The 24793-nt window shown below is 64.2% G+C and carries 16 protein-coding genes; 14 read left to right on the top strand and 2 right to left on the bottom strand.

Features of this window, described 5'->3' with window-relative positions; translation table 11 throughout:
• Positions 1 to 96: 96 nt before the first annotated feature.
• Positions 97 to 1380 (top strand): RND transporter, encoded by a 1284-nt coding sequence (locus NH448_RS07745; RefSeq protein WP_253028657.1) that lies wholly within the window; start codon positions 97 to 99, stop codon positions 1378 to 1380.
• A complete protein-coding gene (locus NH448_RS07740; RefSeq protein ID WP_253028656.1) occupies positions 1377 to 4529 on the top strand; it encodes an efflux RND transporter permease subunit in 3153 nt (1050 codons plus the stop codon). The genes NH448_RS07745 and NH448_RS07740 overlap by 4 nt, the downstream gene beginning before the upstream one ends.
• A 144-nt stretch (positions 4530 to 4673) precedes the next feature.
• On the opposite strand, the gene NH448_RS07735 is transcribed toward NH448_RS07740, so the two are convergent.
• Positions 4674 to 6227 carry an alkaline phosphatase D family protein gene (locus NH448_RS07735; RefSeq protein WP_253028655.1) on the bottom strand — a complete coding sequence of 518 codons (1554 nt, stop codon included), beginning with the start codon at positions 6225 to 6227 and terminating at the stop codon, positions 4674 to 4676.
• A 310-nt stretch (positions 6228 to 6537) separates the two neighbouring features.
• On the opposite strand from NH448_RS07735, the gene NH448_RS07730 reads away from it, so the two are divergent.
• The gene (locus NH448_RS07730; RefSeq protein WP_108133585.1) at positions 6538 to 8127 is read left to right on the top strand and encodes a peptide chain release factor 3; all 1590 of its coding nucleotides are present in this window, start codon (positions 6538 to 6540) and stop codon (positions 8125 to 8127) included.
• Position 8128: 1 nt separating this feature from the next.
• Positions 8129 to 8908, top strand: a complete 780-nt coding sequence (locus tag NH448_RS07725; protein WP_253028654.1) for a TatD family hydrolase — start codon at positions 8129 to 8131, stop codon at positions 8906 to 8908.
• A 54-nt stretch (positions 8909 to 8962) separates the two neighbouring features.
• Here NH448_RS07725 and NH448_RS07720 read toward each other — a convergent pair whose 3' ends face one another.
• On the bottom strand, positions 8963 to 9991 hold the full coding sequence (locus NH448_RS07720; protein WP_253028653.1) for a folate-binding protein: 1029 nt from the start codon (positions 9989 to 9991) through the stop codon (positions 8963 to 8965).
• Positions 9992 to 10183: 192 nt separating this feature from the next.
• On the opposite strand from NH448_RS07720, the gene NH448_RS07715 reads away from it, so the two are divergent.
• From NH448_RS07715 to NH448_RS07670, 10 genes are all read left to right on the top strand, one after another.
• Positions 10184 to 10381, top strand: a complete 198-nt coding sequence (locus tag NH448_RS07715; RefSeq protein WP_045991458.1) for a hypothetical protein — start codon at positions 10184 to 10186, stop codon at positions 10379 to 10381.
• Positions 10381 to 10794, top strand: a complete 414-nt coding sequence (locus NH448_RS07710) for an OsmC family protein (protein WP_253028652.1) — start codon at positions 10381 to 10383, stop codon at positions 10792 to 10794. Before NH448_RS07715 ends, NH448_RS07710 begins: the two co-directional genes overlap by 1 nt.
• Before the next feature lie 82 nt (positions 10795 to 10876).
• The gene (gene uvrB / locus NH448_RS07705; protein WP_253028651.1) at positions 10877 to 12907 is read left to right on the top strand and encodes an excinuclease ABC subunit UvrB; all 2031 of its coding nucleotides are present in this window, start codon (positions 10877 to 10879) and stop codon (positions 12905 to 12907) included.
• A gap of 367 nt (positions 12908 to 13274) precedes the next feature.
• Entirely contained in the window at positions 13275 to 14780 is a 1506-nt protein-coding gene (locus tag NH448_RS07700) for a fumarate hydratase (RefSeq protein WP_045991456.1), read from the top strand.
• 314 nt (positions 14781 to 15094) lie between these two features.
• Positions 15095 to 16528 carry a cardiolipin synthase gene (cls, locus tag NH448_RS07695; RefSeq protein WP_045992513.1) on the top strand — a complete coding sequence of 478 codons (1434 nt, stop codon included), beginning with the start codon at positions 15095 to 15097 and terminating at the stop codon, positions 16526 to 16528.
• 259 nt (positions 16529 to 16787) lie between these two features.
• A complete protein-coding gene (locus tag NH448_RS07690; protein WP_108133590.1) occupies positions 16788 to 17705 on the top strand; it encodes a LysR substrate-binding domain-containing protein in 918 nt (305 codons plus the stop codon).
• Between the two features lie 955 nt (positions 17706 to 18660).
• Complete coding sequence (locus tag NH448_RS07685) at positions 18661 to 19995, top strand: TolC family protein (protein ID WP_221621200.1); 1335 nt, start codon at positions 18661 to 18663, stop codon at positions 19993 to 19995.
• 11 nt (positions 19996 to 20006) lie between these two features.
• Positions 20007 to 20813, top strand: coding sequence for an efflux RND transporter periplasmic adaptor subunit (locus tag NH448_RS07680; protein ID WP_045995191.1), 807 nt, complete (start codon positions 20007 to 20009; stop codon positions 20811 to 20813).
• Entirely contained in the window at positions 20810 to 22219 is a 1410-nt protein-coding gene (locus tag NH448_RS07675) for an HlyD family efflux transporter periplasmic adaptor subunit (protein ID WP_052704566.1), read from the top strand. Before NH448_RS07680 ends, NH448_RS07675 begins: the two co-directional genes overlap by 4 nt.
• Positions 22220 to 22234: 15 nt before the next feature.
• Entirely contained in the window at positions 22235 to 24358 is a 2124-nt protein-coding gene (locus tag NH448_RS07670) for a site-2 protease family protein (protein ID WP_124804726.1), read from the top strand.
• Positions 24359 to 24793 lie beyond the last annotated feature (435 nt).

Raw genomic sequence — 24793 nt, 5'->3', positions numbered from 1 at the left:
TGTCGGCTTGAGCACACTACCAAGTGGCTTTATCGGCATGCGTTGACACAGCGCTTCATCGGCAAAGGGCGCGGTCTGAACAAGGGAATGGATGGAATGCTGAAGCGACTGCTACCGATCGTGGTTCTGGCGATCGGCGTGGGTGGATTCTGGCTGTTGAAGGTGACGCGGCCGGCGCCGCCTCCGGTAACGGTGGAAGAGCGCGAGTGGCCGGTCGCCGCCATGACGCTGTCGCTGGGCCGCCACGCACCGACCCTGGCGCTCTACGGCGAGGTGCTGGCGCCGGATCGCCTGAGGCTGGTGGCGTCGCTGGATGGCCACGTCGGGCAGCGCCCGGTACGTGATGGTGACCGGGTCGAAGAGGGCGACCTGCTGGTAGCCCTGGCCGAGGAAGACGTGGTGCCGGTGGTGACTCGGGCCGAGGCGGAGGTGGCACGGCTGGAGGCCGAGATCGAGGCGGAAAAGATTCGCTTCGAGAGCGATCGACAGGCGCTGGCTCGGGAACAGTCGCTGCTCGACAACGCCCGCAGTCAGCTCGAGCGTATGCGCTCCCTGGTGCGGCGTAATCTGGCCTCCCGGGCCGAGCTTGACGCCGACGAGAACGAAATCGCTCGAGCCCAGGTGACGCTGGTCAGTCGCCAGGGCGAACTCGACGGACACCCGGCCAGGCTGGCCAGTCTCGAGGCCCAGCGGCGCCAGGCCGAGGCGTCGCTGGCCGAAGCCCGTCGCGATGCGCGAAGGGCTCGGGCCGAAGCGCTTTTCGCCGGTATCGTCACCGCTGTTGAAGTCGCGCCGGGCGACCGGGTGCGCGAGGGTGACGCCCTGCTCGATCTGATCCCGCTCGATGGCCTCGAGGTGCGTGCCCGGGTGCCTAGGGGCGTGCAGTCCGAACTGGTGTCGAGCCTGGCCGATGGCGCTCGCCCTGAGGCCGTCGACGACGAGGGCGGGCGCTATCGGCTGAGAGCACTGTCGGGCCAGGGGGACCCCGCCGGCACCGAGGCCATCCTCGAGGTGGTGTCCTCGCCGGCCCGCCTGCGGCCTGGTTCGCTGGTATCGCTGTCACTCGCCCGTCCCGAGGTGGCCGAGAGTGCGGCGATACCCTTCAGCGCCCTGTACGGTGCCGATCGGATCTACGTCATCGAACAGGGGCGCCTGCGGCCGATTGAGGTCAGGCGACACGGCGAGACCAGCGGTCCTGACGGGGGCTCCTGGGTGATCGTCAGCGGTGAGGGGCTGGCCGACGGCCAGCGCCTGGCCACCACCCATCTGCCCAACGCCATCGAAGGATTGAGAGTGGTGGACCTGGCTGGCCAGAGGTCTGGTGAGTCTGTGAGCTCACCGTCCGCGGGCGACGATGTTCGGGCGGAGACCGGCCCGTGAGCGAAGATACCCAACCGAATGCCCCCAGAGGCCCGATCGGCTTCTTTGTCCGCCACCGGGTCGCGGCCAACCTGGTGATGCTGGTGATGCTGATCGGCGGCGCCCTGGGCCTGTCGCGGATGAACATCCAGTTCTTCCCCGATTTTGCGCTGGACATCGTCTCGGTGCAGACCGTCTACAGTGGCGCCTCGGCCGAAGACGTGGAGCAGGGCATCACCATCCCGCTGGAGCAGCGCCTGCGCAATCTCGATGGCCTGAAGCGCATGACCTCGACCTCGGCCCAGGGGGTGTCGAGCATTACCCTGGAGTTCTACGAGGGTACCGACCCGGTGCTGGCGCTGGATGATGTGCGCGAGCAGGTCGATGGCTTCACCAATCTGCCCGGGGACGCCGAGGAGCCGCGCGTTTCGCGGGCCCAGAACTTCGAGCCGGTGGCCCGCCTGATACTGTCCGGTGACGTCGATCGCGAGGCGCTGCGTCGGCTGGCCCGTCGCTTCGAGGACGAGCTGCTGTCGGCCGGGATCGATCGGGTCGAGCTGGTCGGGCTGCCGGAGCAGCAGATCAGCGTGGAGGTACCGGTGGAGCGGCTTGGCGAGCTGGACCTGAGCCTGCCGGAGATCGCCGAGCGCATCGAGGGACTGTCGCTGGACCTGCCGGCGGGGCTGCTTGGCAGTCAGGACGGCGAGCGCGAGCTGCGCGCGGTGGAACAGCGCCGCAGCGCCGAGGAGTTCGCCGATATCGCGGTGCGTGGGGGCCAGCGGGTGCGTCTGGCGCTCGGTGACATCGCGGTGATCCGCCAGGAGAACCGTCCGCGTCAGGTGGAGGTGCTCCACCATGGACAGCCGGCGGTGGAGCTGATGCTGCAGCGCTCGGAGAGCGGCAACTCACTGGCCGCCGCCGAGGTGCTCAATGGCTGGCTGGAGCAAACCCGCGCGGAACTGCCGGAGAGCATCACGCTGGAGGTCCACGACGAGACCTGGCAGCTGATCGCCGATCGCATCGGTCTGCTGATCAACAATGGCCTGGGCGGCCTGGTGCTGGTACTGGCGCTGTTGTATCTGTTCCTGCCGGCGCGGGTGGCGCTGTGGGTGGCCATCGGTATTCCCACCGCCTTTCTCGGCGCACTGGCGGTGTTCTGGGGCATCGGCGGCTCGGTCAACATGATCTCGCTGTTTGCCCTGATCATGGCGTTGGGGGTGATCGTCGACGACGCCATCGTCGTTGGCGAGGACGCCGATGCCCACTTTCGAGCAGGCGAGGCGGCACGCCTGGCCTCGGCGGGTGCGGCCCGCAGGATGCTGTGGCCGGTGGTGGCGTCGTCGCTGACCACCGTGGCCGCCTTCATGCCGCTGTTGATGGTGGGGGGCATCATCGGCAACATCCTGCGCGACATTCCGGTGGTGATGATCTGCGTGCTGGTGGCCTCCTTGCTTGAGTGTTTCGTGGTGCTGCCGGCCCACCTGCGCAATGCCTTCTCGCCTCGCGCCGGCGGCGAGCGCCGTCCGGGGCCGCTGGGGCGTCTGCGAGGTGCCTTCGACAGCGGCTTCGATCGTTTTCGCCAGGGGCCCTTCCGACGCTTCTCCGCCAGCACCTTGCGCCATCGGGCGCTGACCTTGAGCGCAGCGCTGGCGCTGGTGCTGGTGACGGTGGGACTCCTGGCGGGCGGACGTCTGGCGTTCAATTTCTTCCCCACGCCGGAGCCGAATATCCTCTACGCCAACCTGAGCTTCGTCACCGGCACCTCTCGAGATAGGGTCGAGGACTATCTGGCCACCATGCAAAAGGCCCTCGACGACACCGAAGAGGATCTAGGCGGGGATCTGGTGCGCAGCGCCGTGGTGCGCGTGGGCGGCACCCTGTCCGCCGACGCCAGCGGGCGTACCGGTGACAATGTCGGCTCGATCATGGTCGAGCTGGTGCCGTCAGACCGGCGCTCGGTGCGCAACCTGCCGTTTATCCGTGCCTGGCGAGAGCGTCTGTCCGAGGTCCCGGGACTCGACACCCTGTCCATCGTCGAGCGCAGCGGCGGGCCACCGGGGCGTGACGTCAACGTGCGCCTGGTCGGCGAGTCCGCCGAGTCGCTGAAGCGGGCGGCGGAATCACTGACCCGCAGCCTCGGACAGTTGCCCGGGGTGCTGGAGCCCGAGGACGACATGCCCTGGGGGCGCGAACAACTGATCTACTCGGTCAACGCCTATGGTCAGGCGCTGGGCCTGACCACCCGGGAACTCGGGCGCCAGTTGCGGGCAGCCTTCGATGGCGTGCTGGTGCAGACCTATCAGGACGGTGCCGACGAGATCGAGGTGCGGGTGCTGCTACCGCAGGACCAGCGTGAGCACCTGGCGACCCTGCCGCGGCTGATGGTGCGAGTGGATGATGGCCGCCTGGTGCCATTGGACCAGGTGATGGCGCTGGATCACCGCCAGGGCTTCGAGGCGCTGCGTCACGCCGATGGCCGTCTGGCCATCGAGGTCAGCGCCGACCTCGACACCGAGGTGACCAACACCGCCACGGTGGTCGAGGCGCTGCAAGCCGAGGTGCTGCCGGCGCTGACCGAGCGCTACCACCTGAGCTACACCTTCGAGGGCCAGGCGGCGGACCAGCGTGATACCTTCGCCGACATGCGTACCGGCCTGATCATCGGGCTGGGCCTGATGTATGTGGTGCTGGCCTGGGTATTTGCCTCCTGGAGCCTGCCGCTGATCGTGATGGCGACCATTCCGCTGGCGCTGGTGGGAGCCCTGCTGGGCCATTGGGTGATGGGGCTGGATCTCACCATCCTGTCGATGTTCGGGCTGTTCGGGCTGTCCGGGATCGTGGTCAACAATGCGATCATCCTGGTGACCTTCTATCGTCACGAGCGTGACGCCGGGCGGGATATCGACGCGGCACTCAACGAGGCCGTGGTGCAGCGGGTCAGGGCCATGTTCCTGACATCCCTGACGACCATCGGCGGGTTGACCCCACTGCTGTTCGAGACCTCGCTGCAGGCTCAGTTCCTGATCCCCATGGCGGTGACCATCGCCTTCGGCCTCGGTGTCTCGACCCTGCTGGTGCTGGCGGTGATCCCGGTACTGCTGAGCTACCTGGAACACCTCAAGGCCGCGCTGGCCTCACGGACATCACGTCACACCACGTCTGAGGGCTAGGCCGCTATAGGGGGGCGCAGTCGGACCTGCGCATGGTGGGCCTGTCGTGCGCTCCATTGGGCCCGTGGCCTCAGGGGCAAAGGACAAGCGCCGCCTTGACGGCGGCGCTGTCGGGTCTTGGCAGCGACAGGCGGCATCGCCTGACTAGCTGGCCTGTCGAGGCGTCAATATCTGTTGGTGCAGGCTGTTACCCTCGGTGTCCTTGAGGGTGACGGTGAGCGCCAGGCTGTCGCCATCCAGGTCCACCTGGCCGAAGAACTGAAAGCCTTCGCTGGGCGGCAGGTTGGCTCGACCATCGGCGGGGGCCTTCTGGAACACCACCTCCGGGCCAAAGGTGGCGTCCAGGGTATTGGGGCCAAAGGTGCCGGCGTGCAGCGGGCCGCTGACGAATTCCCAGAAGGGCGTGAACTGCTTGAAACTGGCACGTTCCGGCGCATAGTGATGGGCGGCCGTGTAGTGGACATCAGCGGTCAGCCACACCACGTTGGCGATGGCGTTGTCGTGGATCGCCTTGAGCAGTCGGGCGATCTCGTGCTCGCGCCCGGAAGGGGCGCCACCCTCGCCATTGGCCACCGCTTCGAAGTGCTCGCCGTCGGCGACCACCAGGCCCACCGGCATGTCGGAGGCGATGATCTTCCAGGTGGCCGTCGAGGCCTTCAGCGCCGCGATCAAGTCGTCGACCTGGCGAGCCCCCATCAGGCTCGAGGCCGGGTTGTCGGCGCCCTGGGTATTGGTGCTGTTGGCCGCGCGATAGGTACGCATGTCGAGCATGAACACCTCGAGTTCGGGGCCGTAGGTGAAACGACGGCGAATCATCTCGGGGGCCTCGGGGCGCTGACGGATCGGCATCGACTCGAGGAAGGCGCGTCGGGCACGCGCCGCCAGCAGCGAGACGTTCTTCTCGGTGTAGCGCGGATCATCGAGGATCTCGCCGGGGTACCAGTTGTTGACGGTCTCGTGGTCGTCCCACTGGGCGTACATCGGTACCTCGGCGTTGAAGCGCTTGAGGTTGTCGTCCAAAAGGTTGTAGAGGTACTGGCCGCGATACTCGTCCAGGGTCTCGGCCACCTTGCTCTTGGCGTCGGTCATGCGGTTGCGCCAGACGCTGCCGTCCTCCAGGTTCACGCTTTCTTCGAGCGGGCCATCGGCGTAGATGGTGTCGCCGGAGTGCAGGAAGAAGTCCGGCGACTGCTTGAGCATGGTGTCGTAGATGCGCATGCCGCCGCGGGATTCGTCGATGCCCCAGCCCTGGCCGACGGTATCGCCCGACCACACGAAACGTACCGAACGGCGTGTGCGTCCCGGCATGACCAGCCGGCCGATGACCGGCTCACTGACGGCGCGATCGTCGCCGAGGGCGGCGAAGCGCACTCGGTAGAACACCTCCGGCAGGTCGGCCAGGCCAGTGACGTCGAGCTTGGCGGTCAGCCCGCTGGCAGGCAGGGCGGTGGGTCCCTGCAGGGTACGGGCGTTGTTGAAGGCAGCGTTGTCGGCGATGTCCAGCAGCATCCGCGAGGGGCGGTCGGCACGCGACCAGATGATGGCGCGGTCGGTGCCGACGTCGCCGCTCATTACCCCGGAGGTGATCACGGGCCGACGGGATTCGGCCAGCACGATGCCGGGGGCGGCGGTGATCAGGCTGAGGCCGGCACCGGCCTTGAGGCCGAGTCCAAGAAACTGGCGTCGGGTGGGTTGCATGGGGCTCTCCTTGTCGTTGCGTCCGGTGGTCTTGGCGGGGTGGCGCGTCGCCCTTCGAGGGGAGCGGTCGCGGCCAGTCGCCTAGCATTGCGGCCGTCGATGACAGCTTGATCGCGAATCTATTGCATTAATGCGAAGCGCTATGAACCGCAGAGCCGCAACGAAACGCGAGGGGGCTCGATAGAGAGGATGATGGTGCCAGTATAGTCAGATGCAGCCAGGGCCCCTGTCGCGGTATCATGGCGCCCTTGCGCATGGGGGCCTTGTCCCCGTGCCCCACTTTTTTACGAGCAAGCAGGCAACCGTCTCCATGTCCAACCCCAAGCAGGCCCAGGAAACCGGGCTTCGGCGCACCTTTGCCATCATCAGCCACCCGGACGCGGGCAAGACCACCATCACCGAAAAGATGTTGTTGTTCGGAAACGCCATCCAGCTGGCCGGTTCGGTAAAGAGCAAGCGTGACGATCGCCACGCCACCTCGGACTGGATGAAGATGGAGCAGGAGCGCGGTATCTCCGTGACCACCTCGGTGATGCAGTTCCCCTACGGCGGTCGCATGGTCAACCTGCTCGATACGCCGGGCCACGAGGACTTCTCCGAGGATACCTACCGCACCCTGACCGCGGTGGACTCAGCGCTGATGGTGATCGACGGCGCCAAGGGCGTCGAGGACCGCACCATCAAGCTGATGGAGGTCTGCCGCCTGCGCACCACGCCCATCCTCACCTTCGTCAACAAGATGGACCGCGACATCCGTGACCCCATCGAGGTGATGGATGAGGTCGAGACGGTGCTCAATATCCAGTGTGCGCCGATGACCTGGCCGATCGGCATGGGGCGTCAGTTCAAGGGGGTCTATCACCTCTACAATGACGTCATCCACCTGTACACCCAGGGGCAAGGCAACCGAATTCCGGAAGACAAGCGCATCGAAGGCCTCGATAGCCCCGAGGTGGACGAGGTGCTCGGCGAGGATCTGGCCGAGGAGCTGCGCATGGAGGTCGAGCTGGTGCGCGGTGCCTCCCACAGCTTCGACCTCGAGGCCTATCGCCGTGGCGAGCTGACGCCGGTGTACTTCGGTACCGCCATGGGCAACTTCGGCGTGCGCGAGATGCTCGATGGCTTCGTCGAGTATGCGCCGCCGCCCCAGGCGCGGGAAACCGACGTGCGCGAGGTGCCGGCCGAGGACGAGCGCTTCACCGGCTTCGTGTTCAAGATCCAGGCCAACATGGATCCCAATCACCGTGACCGCATCGCCTTCCTGCGGGTGTGCTCGGGCAAGTACCAGAAGAACATGAAGATGCGCCATGTGCGCATCAACAAGGACGTCAAGATCGCCGACGCCCTGACCTTCATGGCCTCCGATCGTGCTCACGTGGAAGAAGCCTGGCCCGGTGACATCATCGGCCTGCACAACCATGGCACCATCCAGATCGGTGACACCTTCACCCAGGGCGAGGACATGCGGTTCACCGGCATTCCCCACTTCGCCCCGGAGCTGTTCAAGCGGGTCAGGCTCAAGGACCCGCTGAAGATGAAGGCCTTGCAGAAGGGCCTGCAGCAGCTTTCGGAGGAGGGCGCCACCCAGGTGTTCATGCCGCTGGACAACAACGACCTGATCCTTGGCGCCGTCGGTACCCTGCAGTTCGATGTGGTCGCCCATCGTCTCAAGGAAGAGTACAAGGTCGACTGCATGTACGAAGGGGTGAACGTCAACACCGCCCGCTGGATCTACTGCGACGATCCGAAGATGCTCGAGGAGTTCAAGCGCAAGGCCAGTACCAACCTGGCCATCGACGGCGGTGGCTACCTGACCTATATCGCCCCGACCCGGGTCAATCTGCAGATGACCCAGGAGCGCTGGCCGGATATAAGGTTCAGGGAGACCCGCGAGCACTAAAATGCTGATCGACGCCCACTGCCACCTCGACTTTGCCGACTTCGACGCCGATCGCGACGCGGTCCTGTCCAGGGCCCGGCGGGCGGGCGTCGAACAGCTGGTGGTCGCCGGTACCCACCGTGACGCCTGGCAGGGCACTCTGGAGCTGGCCGAGCAGACGGGGTTGCACGCCTGTCTCGGTCTGCATCCGGTGTTTCTGGAGCATCATCGCCTGGATGGCGAGGATGACGACATCAGCGCGCTGGGCCAGGCGCTGAAGGCTCACCCTCGCTGCGTCGCCCTGGGGGAGTGCGGGATCGATGCGCGCTTTGCCGACACCCTCGATCGCCAATGGCACTTGTTCGATGCCCAGCTCAGGCTGGCGCGGGATCTGCGCCTCCCGGTGGTGATCCACTGTGTGCGTGCCAACGACGAAGTCGCCAAGCGTCTGGCCCAGTTGGGCCTCCCCGCAGGGGGCCTCATCCATGCCTTCGCCGGCTCTCCGGAGCAGGCGACCCGCTTTGTCGATCTGGGATTTACGCTGGGCCTCGGCGGGGCGGTGACCTATCCCCGGGCCAGGAGGGTGCGCCGGGCGGTGGCGTCGCTGCCCGATGACGCCTACGTGCTGGAGACGGATAGCCCTGACATGCCGTTGTCGGGCCACCAGGGCGAGCGCAATGAACCTGCCCTGGTGGCCGAGGTGTGTCGCCACGTGGCCGAGATCAGAGGGCAGACACTGGAAACCGTGGCGCTGCACTCAAGTGACAACGCCCGCCGGCTATTCGGCCTGCCGGCACCCTGACCAGGGCGACGGCAGGAATATCGCCCGGGTCGAAATGCCCAGGCGTCATCGGTGTCAGACCAGACTCTCTGGGTCGAGGCGATCGATGGCGTAGGGCAGGTGCAGCAGCTTCAGACGTTGATCCTCGCAGCTGAGGGCGGCCTCATCGGCGCGGGTATTCAGCACCGCCAGTACCTCGGCCTGCCCATAGGCATCGAGGGCGCTTGCCACCACCTCGCCCTGGCGCTTGCCGCTTTCGTCGATCACCTCGCTGCCCAGTGGCGGCAGTCGAGTCCCCTCTAGCTGGGCGCGATACAGGCGCTTCTTGACCTGGCCGCGGAAGTGGGCGCGGGCCACCACTTCCTGCCCGGTGTAGCAGCCTTTCTTGAAACTGATGCCTGCCAGCGCCTCCCAGTTGAGCATCTGGGGCAGGTAGGCATCCTGCTGATCGGCATCGATGAAACACAGCCCCGCCTGGATATCCGCCAGCCGCCATACCTGATTGCCCACCGGCTGACACTGCTGGATCAGGCGCGAGAACAAGGCCTCTGCCTGGTCTTCTGGCAGCATGATCAGGTAGCGGGGGCGAGGGCCAGGCTGGCCGAGCACCAGGGTGTCGCCGTGGCTCGCCTGGCGCCAGGGATCGGGCGGTGTCAGGTCGCAGTCGACCTCGGTCAGGGCGGGTGCTTCCTGGCCGATCAGGCCGATCAGCGCCAGGTCATCGCGAGCCGTCAGCTCGGCCTTGTAGAAGGCGGCGAACTTGCCCAGGTGCTGGGCCAGCGGGGCTACCAGACTGCGATGCAGCACGATCCTGAAGCGTTCGTCGTCGACCTTCATCAGCTGGCCGTTGGCCAGCATGCGCCCCTTGGGGGTGCAGAAGCAGGTCAGCGGGGCGAAGTGGCCATTGGCGTGGGCGAGCTGGGCACTGGTCTGGCCCTGCAGAAAGCGCTCAGCGTCGGGGCCGACCACGTCCAGCGCGCCGAGATGGACCAGCGGGGTGGCCACGGTGCTGTCCAGGGCAAGGCGGGCCGCGTCGGGGGTGTCGAAGTCGACCTGGTCCGAGCCGGTCAAGCGGCCGCCGTGGGCGGTGATCCAATCCGTCATGAGCAATCCTGTCGCGCGTATCGAAAAAAGGTGAAGTTTGCGCCTGTCAGCAATGTGAGGGTGAGACGCCCCTTTTGCAAGGTACGGGCAGAAGAACCCGCACGGGGTGTCGTGCTAAGCTTTTCCACCAGTTTCAAGCTTGCTGTTACGATCTTCGGTCCTTCCGCTTCACCCGCCAAGGAGGCGCGCCTCATGTCCCAGCAATCCCTGACCTTCCAGGGCGTCGACAACGCCGACCAGGTCAACCAGATCACCACCGCCTTGATGATGCTCGACGGCGTCGACAGCGTGGAGGTCGGCCGCCATGGAGCCGAGGTGGAAGGGCGCGCGCGTCGCGAGGCCCTGATCGAGGCGATCAAGCGACTCAAGCTCGGCATCGAGGTGAAATGATGAGTATCGAGATTACTACCGAGAAGGATGGGAAGCTGCGCCAGCGGGTCAGCATCGACAGCTTCGACGACCTGCTGGTCGATGTGCCGGTTGCTTACGGCGGCGATGGCCTTGCGCCGGACCCCCACGACTACTTCGATCTGTCGCTGGGGGCGTGCAAGGCGATCACCTCGCGCATGTACGCGCAGCGCAAGGAGTGGCCGCTGGAAGGCGTCAGCGTCACGGTCACCAGAGACGAGCGCGACGAGCGCAAGGGCGTCTACCGGCTCGATGTGGCGATGACCTTTCACGGCATCGAGGATCCTGAGCGGCTGGCACGGCTCGAGGAGATCAGCCACAAGTGCCCGATCCACCGCTTGATGACCACTTCCACGGTGGAAATCACCACGCGAACGTTGACGCCAACGGTTTGAGCTGACGTCGGCGAGCGTGCGCGAGACTTGAAGTCGGCGCCAGCCGCCCCGATCTGGGTGGTGTCCCCCAGCAGGAGTCATGATGAGCAAGTCCTTTCGTCTGTCGTCGAAGTTCCAGCCTGCCGGTGACCAGCCGAGCGCTATCGAAAGCCTGGTCGGCGGGCTCGATTCGGGCCTGGCCCACCAGACCCTGCTCGGGGTGACCGGTTCGGGCAAGACCTTCACCATGGCCAACATCGTCGAGCGATTGCAGCGGCCGACCATCGTCATGGCGCCGAACAAGACCCTGGCGGCCCAGTTGTACGGGGAGTTCAAGGCGTTCTTCCCGGACAACGCCGTGGAGTACTTCGTCTCCTACTACGACTACTACCAGCCCGAGGCCTATGTGCCCTCGTCGGACACCTTCATCGAGAAGGACGCCTCGATCAATGACCATATCGAGCAGATGCGACTGTCGGCGACCAAGGCCCTGCTGGAGCGTCGCGATGCGCTGATCGTGGTGTCGGTGTCGGCGATCTACGGCCTGGGTGATCCGGACCAGTATCTGAAGATGCGCCTGCACTTCACCCGCGGCGAACTGATCGATCAGCGCGGCTTTCTGCGTCGTCTGGCGGAACTGCAGTACACCCGCAACGACATGGACTTCAAGCGCGGCACCTATCGGGTGCGTGGCGACGTCATCGACATCTTCCCTGCCGACGCCGAGGATGAGGCGGTCAGGGTGGAGCTGTTCGACGACGAGATCGACACCATCAGCCTGTTCGATCCGCTGACCGGCGAGGTGCGCGGCAAGGTGCCGCGCATGACCATCTATCCCAAGAGCCACTACGTGACCCCGCGGGAGACCATCCTGGCGGCGGTGGATCGGATCAAGGAAGAGCTGGTCGAGCGACTGACCTTCCTGCGCAAGGAAGACCGTCTGGTCGAGGCCCAGCGGCTGGAGCAGCGTACCCTCTACGATATCGAAATGATGCTGGAGCTGGGCTACTGCAACGGTATCGAGAACTACTCGCGCTACCTGTCCGGACGCAACCCCGGCGAGCCGCCCCCCACCTTCTTCGACTACCTGCCCGCCGACGCGCTGCTGTTCATCGACGAGTCCCACGTCAGTGTGCCCCAGGTGGGCGGCATGTACCGCGGTGACCGCTCGCGCAAGGAGACCCTGGTCGAGTACGGTTTCCGCCTGCCGTCGGCGCTGGACAACCGTCCGATGAAGTTCGAGGAGTGGGAGCGGATTTCGCCCCAGACCATCTTCGTCTCGGCCACGCCGGGTCCCTACGAGGCCGAGCACGCCGGCCAGGTGGTGGAGCAGGTGGTACGTCCGACCGGGCTGCTGGACCCCGAGATCGAGGTGCGTCCGGCCTCGACCCAGGTGGACGACCTGCTGTCGGAGATCCGTTTGCGCACCGCCGTGGGCGAGCGGGTGCTGGTCACCACCCTGACCAAGCGCATGGCAGAAGACCTGACCGAGTATCTCGACGAACACGACGTCAAGGTGCGCTACCTGCACTCGGACATCGACACGGTGGAGCGGGTCGAGATCATCCGCGATCTGCGCCTGGGCAAGTTCGACGTGCTGGTCGGTATCAACCTGCTGCGCGAGGGGCTGGATATTCCCGAGGTGTCGCTGGTGGCGATCCTCGACGCCGACAAGGAAGGCTTCCTACGCGCCGAACGTTCACTAATCCAGACGGTGGGGCGGGCCGCGCGTAATGCCAACGGCAAGGCGATCCTCTACGGCGACCGCATCACCGACTCGATGCGCAAGACCATCGACGAGACCGAGCGGCGCCGCGCCAAGCAGACGGCACACAACGAGGAACACGGCATCACCCCGCAGACGGTGACCCGCTCGGTGGCGGATATCCTCGAAGCCGCCCAGGCACCGGGAAGCCGCAAGACTCGTGGACGCAAGGGCGAGCGCAAGGTGGCCGAACCGGAAGCGGTCTACGATCCCGCCAGCCTGTCGCCGGAAGAGCTGCGCAAGGAGATGACGCGACTCGAGGACGCCATGAGCGAGGCCGCCGCCAATCTGGAGTTCGAAGAAGCGGCGCGTCTGCGCGATCGCCTGCAGGAGCTCAGAGAGCGTCAGCTGGCGCTCGGGGCGGTATAAAGGAGGCAGCGAAAGCGGGGCGGGCGAACCTGGCAGCCCGTCCTGCCGTGACCGCGCTCCTGGTGCCTTTATTAGAATTTTATACCGTTATCTTGCCCCGATTGACCTGATGTTCCGCCTGGCTGCCCTTTCTGCCCTGGCTGGCGCATGTTGTTCAATTGGCGCAGCACAGGCTCGTTCTCCAGAGTGAGGCGGGATCTCCGCCAGCCGGCAAGCAAACGCCGGGTCAGTAGCGCGTTAAACGAACCGGCACAGACGGCTGCCGAGCCGTGGCGTAATGCGCTACACTACGGGCCCTCGCAAGCCCGCCATGTCGCCTACGGGACGCCAAGAGAGCGGGCGTATCGACCCAGCCAAGGAGTCTGCCATGACCGTGATCCGCCAGGACGACCTCATCACGAGTGTCGCCGATGCCCTGCAGTACATCTCCTACTACCACCCCAAGGACTTTATCGACGCCATGGCGGCCGCCTACGAGCGGGAGGAGAATCCGGCGGCGAAGGATGCCATCGCCCAGATCCTGATCAATTCGCGGATGTGTGCCACCGGCCATCGTCCCATCTGCCAGGATACCGGCATCGTCACGGTCTTCGTCCATGTGGGCATGAACGTGCGCTTCGAGGCCGACATGAGCCTCGATGACATGATCAACGAAGGGGTGCGCCGGGCCTACAACTTCCCGGACAATGTGCTGCGCGCCTCGGTGCTGGCCGACCCCGACGGCAAGCGTCAGAACACAAAGGACAACACTCCGGCGGTGATCCACCACAAGCTGGTGCCTGGCGACACCGTCGAGGTTCACGTGGCGGCCAAGGGCGGCGGCAGCGAGGCCAAGTCCAAGTTCGCCATGCTCAATCCCTCCGACTCGGTGGTCGACTGGGTCATGGAACAGCTGCCGAAGATGGGCGCTGGCTGGTGTCCGCCCGGCATGCTCGGCATCGGCATCGGCGGAACCGCCGAGAAGGCCATGGAACTGGCCAAGGAAGCCCTGCTCGATCCGATCGACATCCAGGACCTCCAGGCCAGGGGCGCTGCCAACCGCGCCGAGGAGCTGCGCCTGGAGCTGTTCGACAAGGTCAACCGCAGCGGCATCGGTGCCCAGGGGCTGGGTGGCCTGACCACGGTGCTCGACATCAAGGTCAAGGATTACCCGACCCACGCCGCCAACAAGCCGGTGGCGATCATCCCCAACTGCGCGGCGACCCGGCATGCCCACTTTACCCTGGACGGCAGTGGCCCGGCGGCGCTCAAGGCGCCCAAGCTCGAGGATTGGCCGGAGATCACCCGTGAAGCCGGTGGCAACGTCAAGCGCGTCAATCTCGATGAGGTCACCCCGGAAGAGGTGAAGACCTGGCAGCCGGGCGATACCCTGTTGCTCAACGGCAAGCTGTTGACCGGGCGCGACGCGGCGCACAAGCGCATGGTCGACATGCTGGCCAAGGGCGAGTCGCTGCCGGTGGATCTGAAAGGGCGCTTCATCTACTACGTGGGGCCGGTCGATCCGGTCGGTGACGAAGTAGTGGGGCCGGCTGGACCGACCACCGCCACGCGCATGGACAAGTTCACCCGCACCATGCTCGAGCAGACCGGACTGTTGGGCATGGTCGGCAAGGCCGAGCGTGGTCAGATCGCGATCGAGGCCATCCGTGACAACCAGGCGGTGTACCTGATGGCGGTGGGTGGTGCGGCCTACCTTGTGTCCCAGGCGATCAAGGCCTCCAGGGTTGTCGGTTTCGAGGACCTGGGCATGGAAGCCATCTACGAGTTCGAGGTGGAGGACATGCCGGTGACCGTGGCGGTGGACAGCCAGGGTTCATCGGTGCACCAGACCGGTCCGGCCAAGTGGAAGGAAATCATCGCCGAGAGCGTCTGATCTCCCCATGCCATGTCTCGCCCCGGTGCACGGCGAGACACGATAGGCGGCCCCGTCATCTGGCGGGGCCGCCTGCGTTACGGGTATGCTGAAGTCCGCAATAACGCTAGGCGCTGTCCGAAAAGTCGACGAGCGAAGGTTAGACAAGGCAAAAATCGGTGAGAAAGCGCAGTTTACGGGGTGTAAATGAGCATTTTGATCCGATTTTTAACGCCGTATTACCGAGCGCAGGCACTTTTCAGACAAGCCCTAGCAAGTGCGCCCCGACGCTCAGCGCTCGATGTGGTGCGGTATCACACGGATGGAGACCTTCGATGACCTCATGGCTGCTTGGCCTGGCCATCTTTCTGATTCACCTGGGCGGGGCCATCTCCGCCGTGCTCGCGCTGATGTCGAGTCGAACCTCTCAGGGGGCGATCGCCTGGATCATTTCGCTGGTCGCCATGCCGTATCTGGCGTTGCCGGCCTACTGGGTCTTCGGCCGACCACGCTTCTACGGCTATGTGTCGGCGCGCGGCCAGCGCGATACGCTGCTGCGGCGCGTGTTGTTGCGCTATCGAGATCGCTTCGATTCCTATCTGGTGGGGGCCACCGACGCTGACGTCAAGGCGGTCGAAAAGCTTGCCATGATGCCGCTGACCCGCGCCAACTCGACGGAGCTGCTGGTCGATGGCGATCAGACCTTCGACAGCCTGTTTGCCGGTATCGATGCGGCTCGCTCTTATATCCTCATTCAGTTCTTCATCGTGCGTAATGATGAACTTGGTCGTCGGCTGCAGGAACATCTGGTGCGGGCGGCACGGCGTCAGGTGCGGGTCTACTTCCTGTACGACGAGATCGGTAGCCGGCAGCTTGGCGACGGCTATCTGGGCGAGCTGCGCGAGGCGGGCATCCACGTCAGCGCCTTTCACTCCTCGCGCGGATGGCGTCACCGTTTTCAGCTCAATTTCCGCAATCATCGCAAGATCCTGGTAGTGGACGGTCGCGAAGGCTGGCTCGGTGGTTTCAACGTGGGGGTGGAGTATCTGGGACAGGATCCTCGCCACGGACCCTGGCGCGATACCCATCTGAAGCTGGTCGGGCCCAGTGTGCTGGGGCTGCAGGAGGCCTTCTGGGAGGACTGGCACTGGGCCACCGGCACTATGCTGAGTCTTTCCTGGGCGCCCCAGGTGGATCAGCCCACGGTCGATGAAGGCAACGGGCGCCATGTGGTGATCGTCCCCTCGGGCCCGGCGGATCCCCAGGAGACCGCGAGCCTGCTGGTCCAGCACCTGATCCACAGCGCCCATCAGCGTCTGTGGGTGACCAGTCCCTACTTCGTTCCCGATGAAGGCGTCCAGGATGCACTGCGCCTGGCCGCCATGCGCGGGGTGGATGTGCGCATCATGATGCCGGAACGTCCCGACCATCTGCTGGTGTTCCTGTCGGCCTTCGCCTTCCTGCCGGACATGATCCGCGCCGGGGTCAAGGTCTATCGCTATCAGCCGGGGTTTCTCCATCAGAAGGTCATGCTGATCGATGACAGCGCCGCCAGTGTCGGTACCGTCAATCTGGACAACCGCTCCTTCCGATTGAACTTCGAGATCACCGCTCTGGTGCCACATCAGGCGTTCGCCCTGGAGGTGGAGGCCATGCTGGAACAGGACTTCGCCAACTGCCGCGAGGTCAGCCTCGACGAGCTGCGCTCGCGTCCGCTGTGGCGCAAGCTGGTGTCCCGGGCCGCCTACCTGCTGGCGCCTGTGCAGTAGTCTGTGCAGTCGCCTATGCAGGCGCCGCCGCTGCCTTGCCATCCCCCGAGGCAAAAAGAACAAGGCTCTGCTGGAGGCTGGTCAATGTCCGGCACAGTGGCACGCAGCGTGGCGGAGCAATAAAGCGTCAGTATTCCCTTGGGAAGGTGGGCGCTTTCCGGTACATTTAGCCGTTTTATCGGGCGGTCGCATGTGGCCCCTTCGGTCGCGTTCCCGGCGATGGCGTCCCGTGTGGTTGGTGTCTTGACAAGGAGTGCTGGTGAATCTAGAAACGAAATGGCTCGAGGACTTCGTTGCGCTGTCCAACACCCGCAGCTTCTCGGCCTCCGCACGCCAGCGCCACGTCACCCAGCCGGCCTTCAGTCGTCGTATACGCTCCCTCGAACAGGCGGTGGGCGTCACCCTGGTGGATCGCTCGACCACGCCCATCGACCTGACCCCTCAGGGGCAGCTGTTTCTGGTGACCGCCCGCAATATCGTCGAGCAGCTCAACGAGTCCCTCGGCCATCTGCGCGGCCTGGCCATGGCCAACGAGGCGCTGGACGTGGTGGCGGCCCATTCGCTGGCGCTAAGCTTCTTCCCTCAATGGATCTCGCGGCTGCAGAAGGGGCTCGGGGAGTTGCCGACGCGGCTGGTGGCGATGAACGTGGGGGAGGCCATCCATGTGCTGCGCGAAGGCAACTGCGACCTGATGCTGGCCTACTACGACCCCTACGCCAGCATGCAGCTTGACGGGGAAGTCTTTCCCTCCTTTTCCATCGGGCGGGTCAAGATGATACCGGTGAGCCTGCCGGATGAGCAGGGGGCGCCGCGCTTCCCTCTGGACGGTGACGACTCCCTGCCGTACCTGGCCTACACCCAGGGTGCCTTTCTCGGGCGTAGCGTGCGCATGCTGTTGAAGAATGACCCGTTGCGCATGCGCTTGCGTACCGTCTACGAGACCGCCATGGCCGAGGGGCTCAAGGCCATGGTCATGCAGGGCGTGGGCATGGCCTGGATACCCGATTTCTGCCTCAGACAGGAGCTGAAGAGCGGGGCGGTGGTGCGTGCCGGTGGCGAGCAATGGGACGTCCCCCTGGAGATCCGCCTGTATCGCTGTTCACTGGTGCACAAGCCCGGCGTCGAAAAACTGTGGCGCCAGATGATGAAGCTGCCGCGAGACTTCCTCGAGGCCTGATCGCCTTTACCTCTGACAAGTGCCTGCGGACCTGTGCCCGTCAGGCGCTATCCCCTCCTTGTACGACGACAGACACCACACCCAGCTACTGGACCCGGCATGGAGGTCCCATGTCGCTCAGTGGTTGCGAAGACCCCCGTGTCTATTCCCATTTCCTGTCTTTGATCCCGCTTTGTATTCCTGGTTGATCCCAACATTCGTGTCCTGACGTTTTCACCATGCATTCCTGACTGATCCTGGCTGTCGCGTACCGACGATTTCGCTCTAGATGGCTTGGAAATTCACGATGCTGGCTGGTGGCGCTTGTCCCGTTAAGCGAGGGTTTCGCATCCGATGGCATGCAGCTCGGTCATGTCCTTCTCGCGCTACCTGCTGCGTGTATATCCGTACCACGCCAATGAAAAGAAGCATGAAAGGTGTAACAAAGGAGAGCCTTTCTCGCTCGAGGTGACACTCTGTGCATTATCGAAAGTTGTCGGTCGTGACTGTGATCAAGGTCAAGAAACTGGGCCAACCTTTGCGCTCTTCGAGTTTTCATATTGACCCATTGTCCAGCTCTCTGGATAGTTGATTACACGAAGTAACATAAGTTATACGCTCGCTTTCTCGACGTTTGTGCGCTGTTGCAATGTTGGGCGCCTGTCGGTGGCGGCCGGTAGGCAGGTGCGCAACCAGCAGGCAAGACGCGTCACTCTTGAAGGCTGAGGTAATTTCGGCAGGGGGCACAGGGATGGTCGATAAAAAGTGTGGAGTGGCAGGCCAGAGGGCCTCGTGCTTCGGAAAGCAATATGGAAAGACCTGGGTCGGCGTCGCAACGGCGCTGGTGCTGTCCGGCTGCGCTGTCACCCCTCAACCGATGTCGCAACAGGCCAATGAACAACGCGCCGACGACCTGTTGGCGAGGGTAACGGCCAGTCAGGAACCCGTTATTGCCCCAATCGATCTCTATTCGGCAATGGCCCGCGCCATCAAGTACAACCTGGACTATCGGGTGGAAGTGATGGAGCAGGCCTTGCGCACCAAGGAGCTCGATCTGGCGCACTACGATTTGCTGCCCAAGGTGGTCGGTAACCTCAACTATACGGGACGCGACAATGAACCGGGCAGCTCCAGTATTTCTCTGTTGAGTGGTCAGGAGTCGCTGGAACCTTCGTCCTCCAGCGAACGCAACCAGTTGGCGACCGATCTTACCATGAGCTGGGACGTGCTCGATTTTGGCCTGTCCTATGTGCGGGCTCAGCAGAGGGCCGACAGCGTCATGCTGGCCGAGGAAAGCAAGCGAAAGGTCATCCAGCGCATCATCGAGGATGTACGCGCCGCCTACTGGCGAGCAGTCAGCGCAGAACGTCTGTTGGCCAAGACTCGAGAGCTCGAAGAGAGCACACGAAGGGCGCTGGATCAGGCCCACCGGCAGCAGCGCAGTGCTTTGACGGCGCCGCTTCCTGCGCTTAGCTATGAACGTGAACTGCTGACCATACGCCGCGACCTCGAGTCACTGACGCGGGAACTGCGGGTGTCCAAGCAGCAGTTGGCAGCGCTGATGAACCTTCCGCCCGAGCAACCCTACCAACTGGTGTTGCCGCCGCGTGACCTGGCCTGGAAAGGGATCGACCTTTCCTACGACACCATGTTGAAGCTGGCGGTGATGAATCGCCCGGAGCTGCGTGAAGTCGCCTACCAATTGCGCAACAACGAGCGCGAGGGCACCACAGCGATTCTGGAAACCTTGCCGAGTCTCAAGCTCTTTGTCGGAGCCAACTATAGCGACGACGACTTTCTCTACAACAGTGACTGGGTCAGCTATGGCGCTCGCGCCAGCTGGAACCTGCTGAAGGTGTTCAGTCTGCCGGCCCGTCAGGATCGTATCGACGCCCAGAGCGATCTGCTCGATGCACGGAGCCTGGCATTGACCATGGCGGTGGCGACTCAGGTATCGGTGACCCGAGCACGCTATGAACTGCGGCGTGGAGAACTCGGCACGGCCAAGCGATTCCTTGAGGTGCAGCGAGCGATCGAGCATCAGGTGGAAGCCGGCTATCGTGCCAGGCACGTCAGCGAGCAGACCCTGATTCGCGAACAGATGAATACCCTGCTGGCCGAGGTGCGGATGGATCAGGCGCTGTCGGACCTCCAGGGGGCTTACGCCAATGTCTATACGGCCACCGGCATCGACGCCGTGGATGCCGGCATGAGCAGCAACGAAAGCGTCCTGGAGCTTGCCGATGATCTGCGTGCTCTGTGGGCGCAGCGTGGCGATGCCTTGGCCATTGACGTGGTGGCATCGCCATGAGGGCGCACGGGATGAACAGCAGAAGCCTGGGGGCGGGGCAGTGTGGCCAGCGGACTCGCACGCTCTGGCCGGGACTCGTGCTGGCAGTGCTGCTGTCGGGGGCTGCCCAGGCCAGCGACATGGGCGAGGCCAGAGGCATCCTGAGGGCCGAGCACGAGGCGATACTGTCGAGTCGTCTATCGGCCAGAGTGCTTGAGGTGCCGTTCAAGGAAGGCGACCACTTCGATGTCGATGAGGTACTGGTCGGCTTCGACTGCGCCGGACTCGACGCCGAGTTGCGTGCGACGGAGGCTAAGGCCGCAGCGGAATCCCGCAACGCCGCCATGCAGAACGAACTGTTGCAGATGGGCGCCACCGGACAGGCGGATGCCGACATTGCACGTTTCAAGCTGCGTGAGCAGCGGGCCCGGGTGGCCGCCATCCAGGAGCAACGCAAGGATTGTCAGATCAAGGCGCCTTTTGCCGGGCGAGTGGTTGAGCCCATGGTACGCCCCAACGAGACGCCGGAAGCCAACGCTCCCCTGATCCAGGTGGTGAGTGACGGCGCACTGGAATTGCATATGGTGGTGCCTTCCTGCTGGTTGAGTTGGATGACCCGGGGTAGCGCCTTCGGCTTCGAGGTGGACGAGACCGGCGACAGGCTTGACGCAGAAGTGTCGCGCATCTCGGCTGCCGTCGATCCCGTCAGCCAGACCGTCAAGGTGATCAGCCGAGTGGACAATGCACCGGCACGGGTTCTTCCCGGGATGAGCGGCACCGCGACCTGGCTCTCCAGCGGGGACGGTGAGGGCAGGCGCTGTGGAGTGACCTCCTCATGACGAGTGTGGCGATTGAGCGCCAGTCTACTACCGAGGCGCAACACCCGGTGGCGGAGGAACAGGCCAGAGCGAGTGGCTCGGAGGTGGGGCCAGGTGGCGAGCGGCTGATTCGTATCGAAGGCGCCTTGCGCCACTGTGACAGCCTCGACCAGCTGTGGTGCCACCTGGCCAATGAGGGGCAGAGCCTGCTCCAGGCTCGCCAGTCACTGGTGTTTTGCCTGTCGGGCAGAAATCGCTGGCGAGTCAAGGCGGTGGGAGGACTCGCGCGGGTGCCTCATGACAGTGCTCAGGTGCTTGCCTACCAGCATCTGGTGGGCAGTGACTGGCGTGAACACCGGGACGAGACGCAACCGCGCTTGCTGGATCTTGCCAACGTCCTGGAGGACGAAGGCATACCCGCCATGCGCCATGGGCTGTGGATACCGCTAAGCCATGGCGACCGGCCCATCGGCGCCGGTTGGTTACTGACTCGCGAGCGTGCCTGGGAAACACCGCACCTGGCCCTGGCCAGTCGTCTTGCCCAGGCCTACGGTCACGGCGCCAGCGCGATCCGAGGTCGACGCCGTGTGTCTCTTGGGCGAGCACGGGGGGCGCGCGGACTGGCGCTGGCTACGGTGCTGGGCCTGGGGGCAGCCTTGGCGCTGGTGCAGGTACCGCTGACGTCGAGGGCGCCCGCTGAGGTGGTCGCCAGTGAGCCGTTTGTCGTGGCGGCACCGATGGCGGGCGTCGTCGACCGCATCCTGGTCGCTCCCGGCGCCCGGGTGGCGCTGGGTGATCCGCTGGTCCAGCTGGTGGACGTGGAACTACGCAATGACTTCGAAGTTGCCCAGCGCAAGGTTCAGGTGGCCCAGTCCAAGGCGTTGAGGCTACAGCAGGCTGCCATCGCAAGCAGTGAGGCCAAGCGCGAGCTCGCCATCGCTCGCAGCGAGCTGAGAGTTGCCGAAGCCGAGCGAGATTATGCCCATGACCTGCTCGACAAGGCGGTAGTTCGCGCCGAGCGCAGCGGGGTCGCCCTCTATGGCGACCCGCAGGATTGGGTAGGGCGTCCCGTGCGGGTGGGTGAAGCCGTGATGCAGGTAGCGGACCCGGCGGATATTGCTTTCCGGCTAGAAGTGGCGGCCGCCGACGCCGTCACCCTCGAACGTGGAGCCTCGGTGGATGTGTTTCTTGATGCAGCACCCCTCGAACCGGTGTCGGCGGTCGTGGCACGGGCCGCCTACAAGGCCGAAAAGAACGCCAGCGGTATCGCCAATTTCAAGGTGATGGCGATACCGGAAACGCCGAGAGAAGACATGCCGCGGCTGGGTCTCAGAGGCACGGCGCGAATCCATGGTGAGCCGGTATCACTGTTCTACTATCTATTCCGGCGCCCGATCGTCACCTTCAGACAGTTGACAGGCGTCTAGGCCGTGGCCAGGGCAATGCAGGACACGTCCGATTCAGCAGAGCAGGAGCTGCTTGGGTCGCTTCGTCAGGAGCTCGAGCTGATCGAAGGTGGGGCAGAACCAGGCAAGGCCGCTCGCTGGAAGATTCATGACCCACTGGCCGGACGGTTTTTCGAGATTGATGCCAGGGTCGTCGATATCCTCGCCTGCTGGTCGGCGGGGACGGTGGAGGCTTTGAGACGACGTCTTGATGCTCGCGGACACGTCGACATCAGCGAAGAGGATATTCGCCAGATCCAGCAATTTCTGGATCACAACGACCTGCTCGAGGCCAGCGAAGGCCGCAGCTTCGACAAGGCTCGGCGATATCGTGAGGCCAGCCGGCCATCCTGGTGGAAGTGGCTGCTTCATCACTACCTGTTCGTGCGTATCCCCCTGGTGTATCCAGGGCGTGGATTGAAGCGCTGCCTACCGCTAGTCGCCATCTTCTTTCATCGGGGCTTTTGGCTCTTTACGGCGATCCTGGGTGTCATTGGCCTCTACCTTGTTTCTCGCCAGTGGGAGAGCTTCTTCACCACCTTGCCGGCGATGTTCAGCGTTTCCGGCGTGGTCGCGTTTTCCCTGAGTCTGGTGCTGGTGAAGACGCTGCATGAGCTTGGCCACGGCTTCTGTGCGACCCGCTTTGGGGTTCGTGTGTCGAGCATGGGGGTGGCGCTGATCGTGATGATGCCGGTGCTGTTTACCGACACCACCGATGCCTGGCGGCTGCCCCGGCGGCGCAAACGTGTGCTGATCGATCTGGCCGGGGTGGCGGTGGAACTGGTCATCGCTGTCTATGCCACTCTGGCCTGGGTTTTTCTACCGGATGGCGCTCTGCGTTTCGTGGCCTTTGCGCTTGCCACCACCGGTTGGGTGCTGAGCCTGGCGGTGAACCTCAATCCCCTGATGCGCTTCGACGGCTACTACCTGTTCAGTGACCTGCTCGGCATTGTCAACCTGCAGGAGCGGGGCTTTGCCATGGGGCGCTGGTGGTTGAGGGAAGGGCTTTTCGGTTTTGGCGATACGCCGCCGGAAGCGCTGAGTCGTGCCAAGCGCCGGGTATTGATCGGCTATGCCCTGGCGGTATGGGTGTATCGCTTCTTTCTGTTTCTCGGGATTGCCCTGGTGGTCTACCACCTCTTTTTCAAGGTGCTGGGCGTCTTTCTCTTCAGCGTGGAAATTCTATGGTTCATTGTCATGCCGATACTGCGTGAGCTGATGGTCTGGTGGAAAAGACGCAGGGAGGCTGGCCGGCGGGTGCTGATGACCCTGGCGGTGGCCGCCGGCATCGCTGCCTTCGTTGCCTTGCCTCTGCCTCATCGAATCACGGTGCCGGTGGTGTTCGGCGCCAGTCAACAGGTTCCGGTGTTTGCCCATCGCGCCGCCAGGGTCGAGCAGGTGCTGGTCCGCGTCGGCGATGTCGTCGAGCGGGGGCAGGTACTGGTCAGGCTCGAAGTGCCAGCGTTGCAACAGCGGGAAAGAACGGTGCAGGAACATCTGAATCTGGTGGATAGGCGCCTGGACCGACGAAGTGCCGACAACACGGACCTGTCCCAGAGTCTGGTACTGGAGAGCGAACGGGACATGCAACGCCAGCAGCTTGCTGGACTCACCGATCAACGTCGTCGGCTCGACGTCATCGCCCCCATGGACGGCACGGTGGTTGAGCTTGCCGACTACCTGCATTCGGGCCGCTGGGTCGGCACAGACCTTCGTCTGGCGTTGGTAGCCAGTACGGATCGGCTATCCGCCCGTGGCTACGTCAGCAGCGATGATCTGGGATTGCTGGCGCTCGGTCAGCCTTGTTTTTTTGTCGATGACGAGCGTCTCTGGCCGCAGACCCCCATGCACGTCGAGCGAATCGCCGCCGCCGCTTCCCGCTACGTCGATCAGTGGATGTTGGCGTCAGACCACGGCGGGCCTATCGCGGCACGGCCCGATGACCAACGCTCCGTGCCGGAACGTGCGCTATTCGAACTGTTGGCAGTCTCTGACCAGGACCAATCGTCGCCGCTCACCGAGCTTCGCGGGGAGCTTCACCTGGAGGGGCAACCGTCTAGCCTGGCAGCCAGCATGGCACGTCGTGTGGCCCAGGTGCTGGTGCGTGAGTGGGGGTCATAGGCGTCGCAGTCATTGAAACCTGACACGTCCAGGTGACGGTCAGCCCGAATTCAAAGAGGGAGATCCGACATGATCAAGGACGACTTACTGATTCGCGAACTCGAAGCCCGGGTGTTGCTGGATGCTGCCAGTACCGCCACCGTCGACAACGTCAAGCAAGCGGCTGACGCCGCGGTTGCAACGACAGATGCGGGCTCCGCGGATCATGATGCAGGCCATGATGTATTGATGAGCGCCCTGCAGCACGTGGAAGCCCAGAAGGGCGGGCGGGAGCGTGCTGCCGGGGGCTCCGACATCGATGGAGATGGCGTCCTGGATGTCGACGACATCGATGATGACGGGGACGGTATTCTCGATTCAGTGGAAGGTGGATCACAGCAAATAACCTGCAATAGCGTGACGAGCGGCGGGGCTTCTTCGGCTGGACTGGATCGT

The organism is Halomonas sp. OfavH-34-E (assembly GCF_024124525.1).
GTDB lineage: Bacteria > Pseudomonadota > Gammaproteobacteria > Pseudomonadales > Halomonadaceae > Halomonas > Halomonas litopenaei.
Note: the sequence above shows the minus strand (reverse complement) of the source record. Positions and strands in the feature narration are given on the sequence as shown.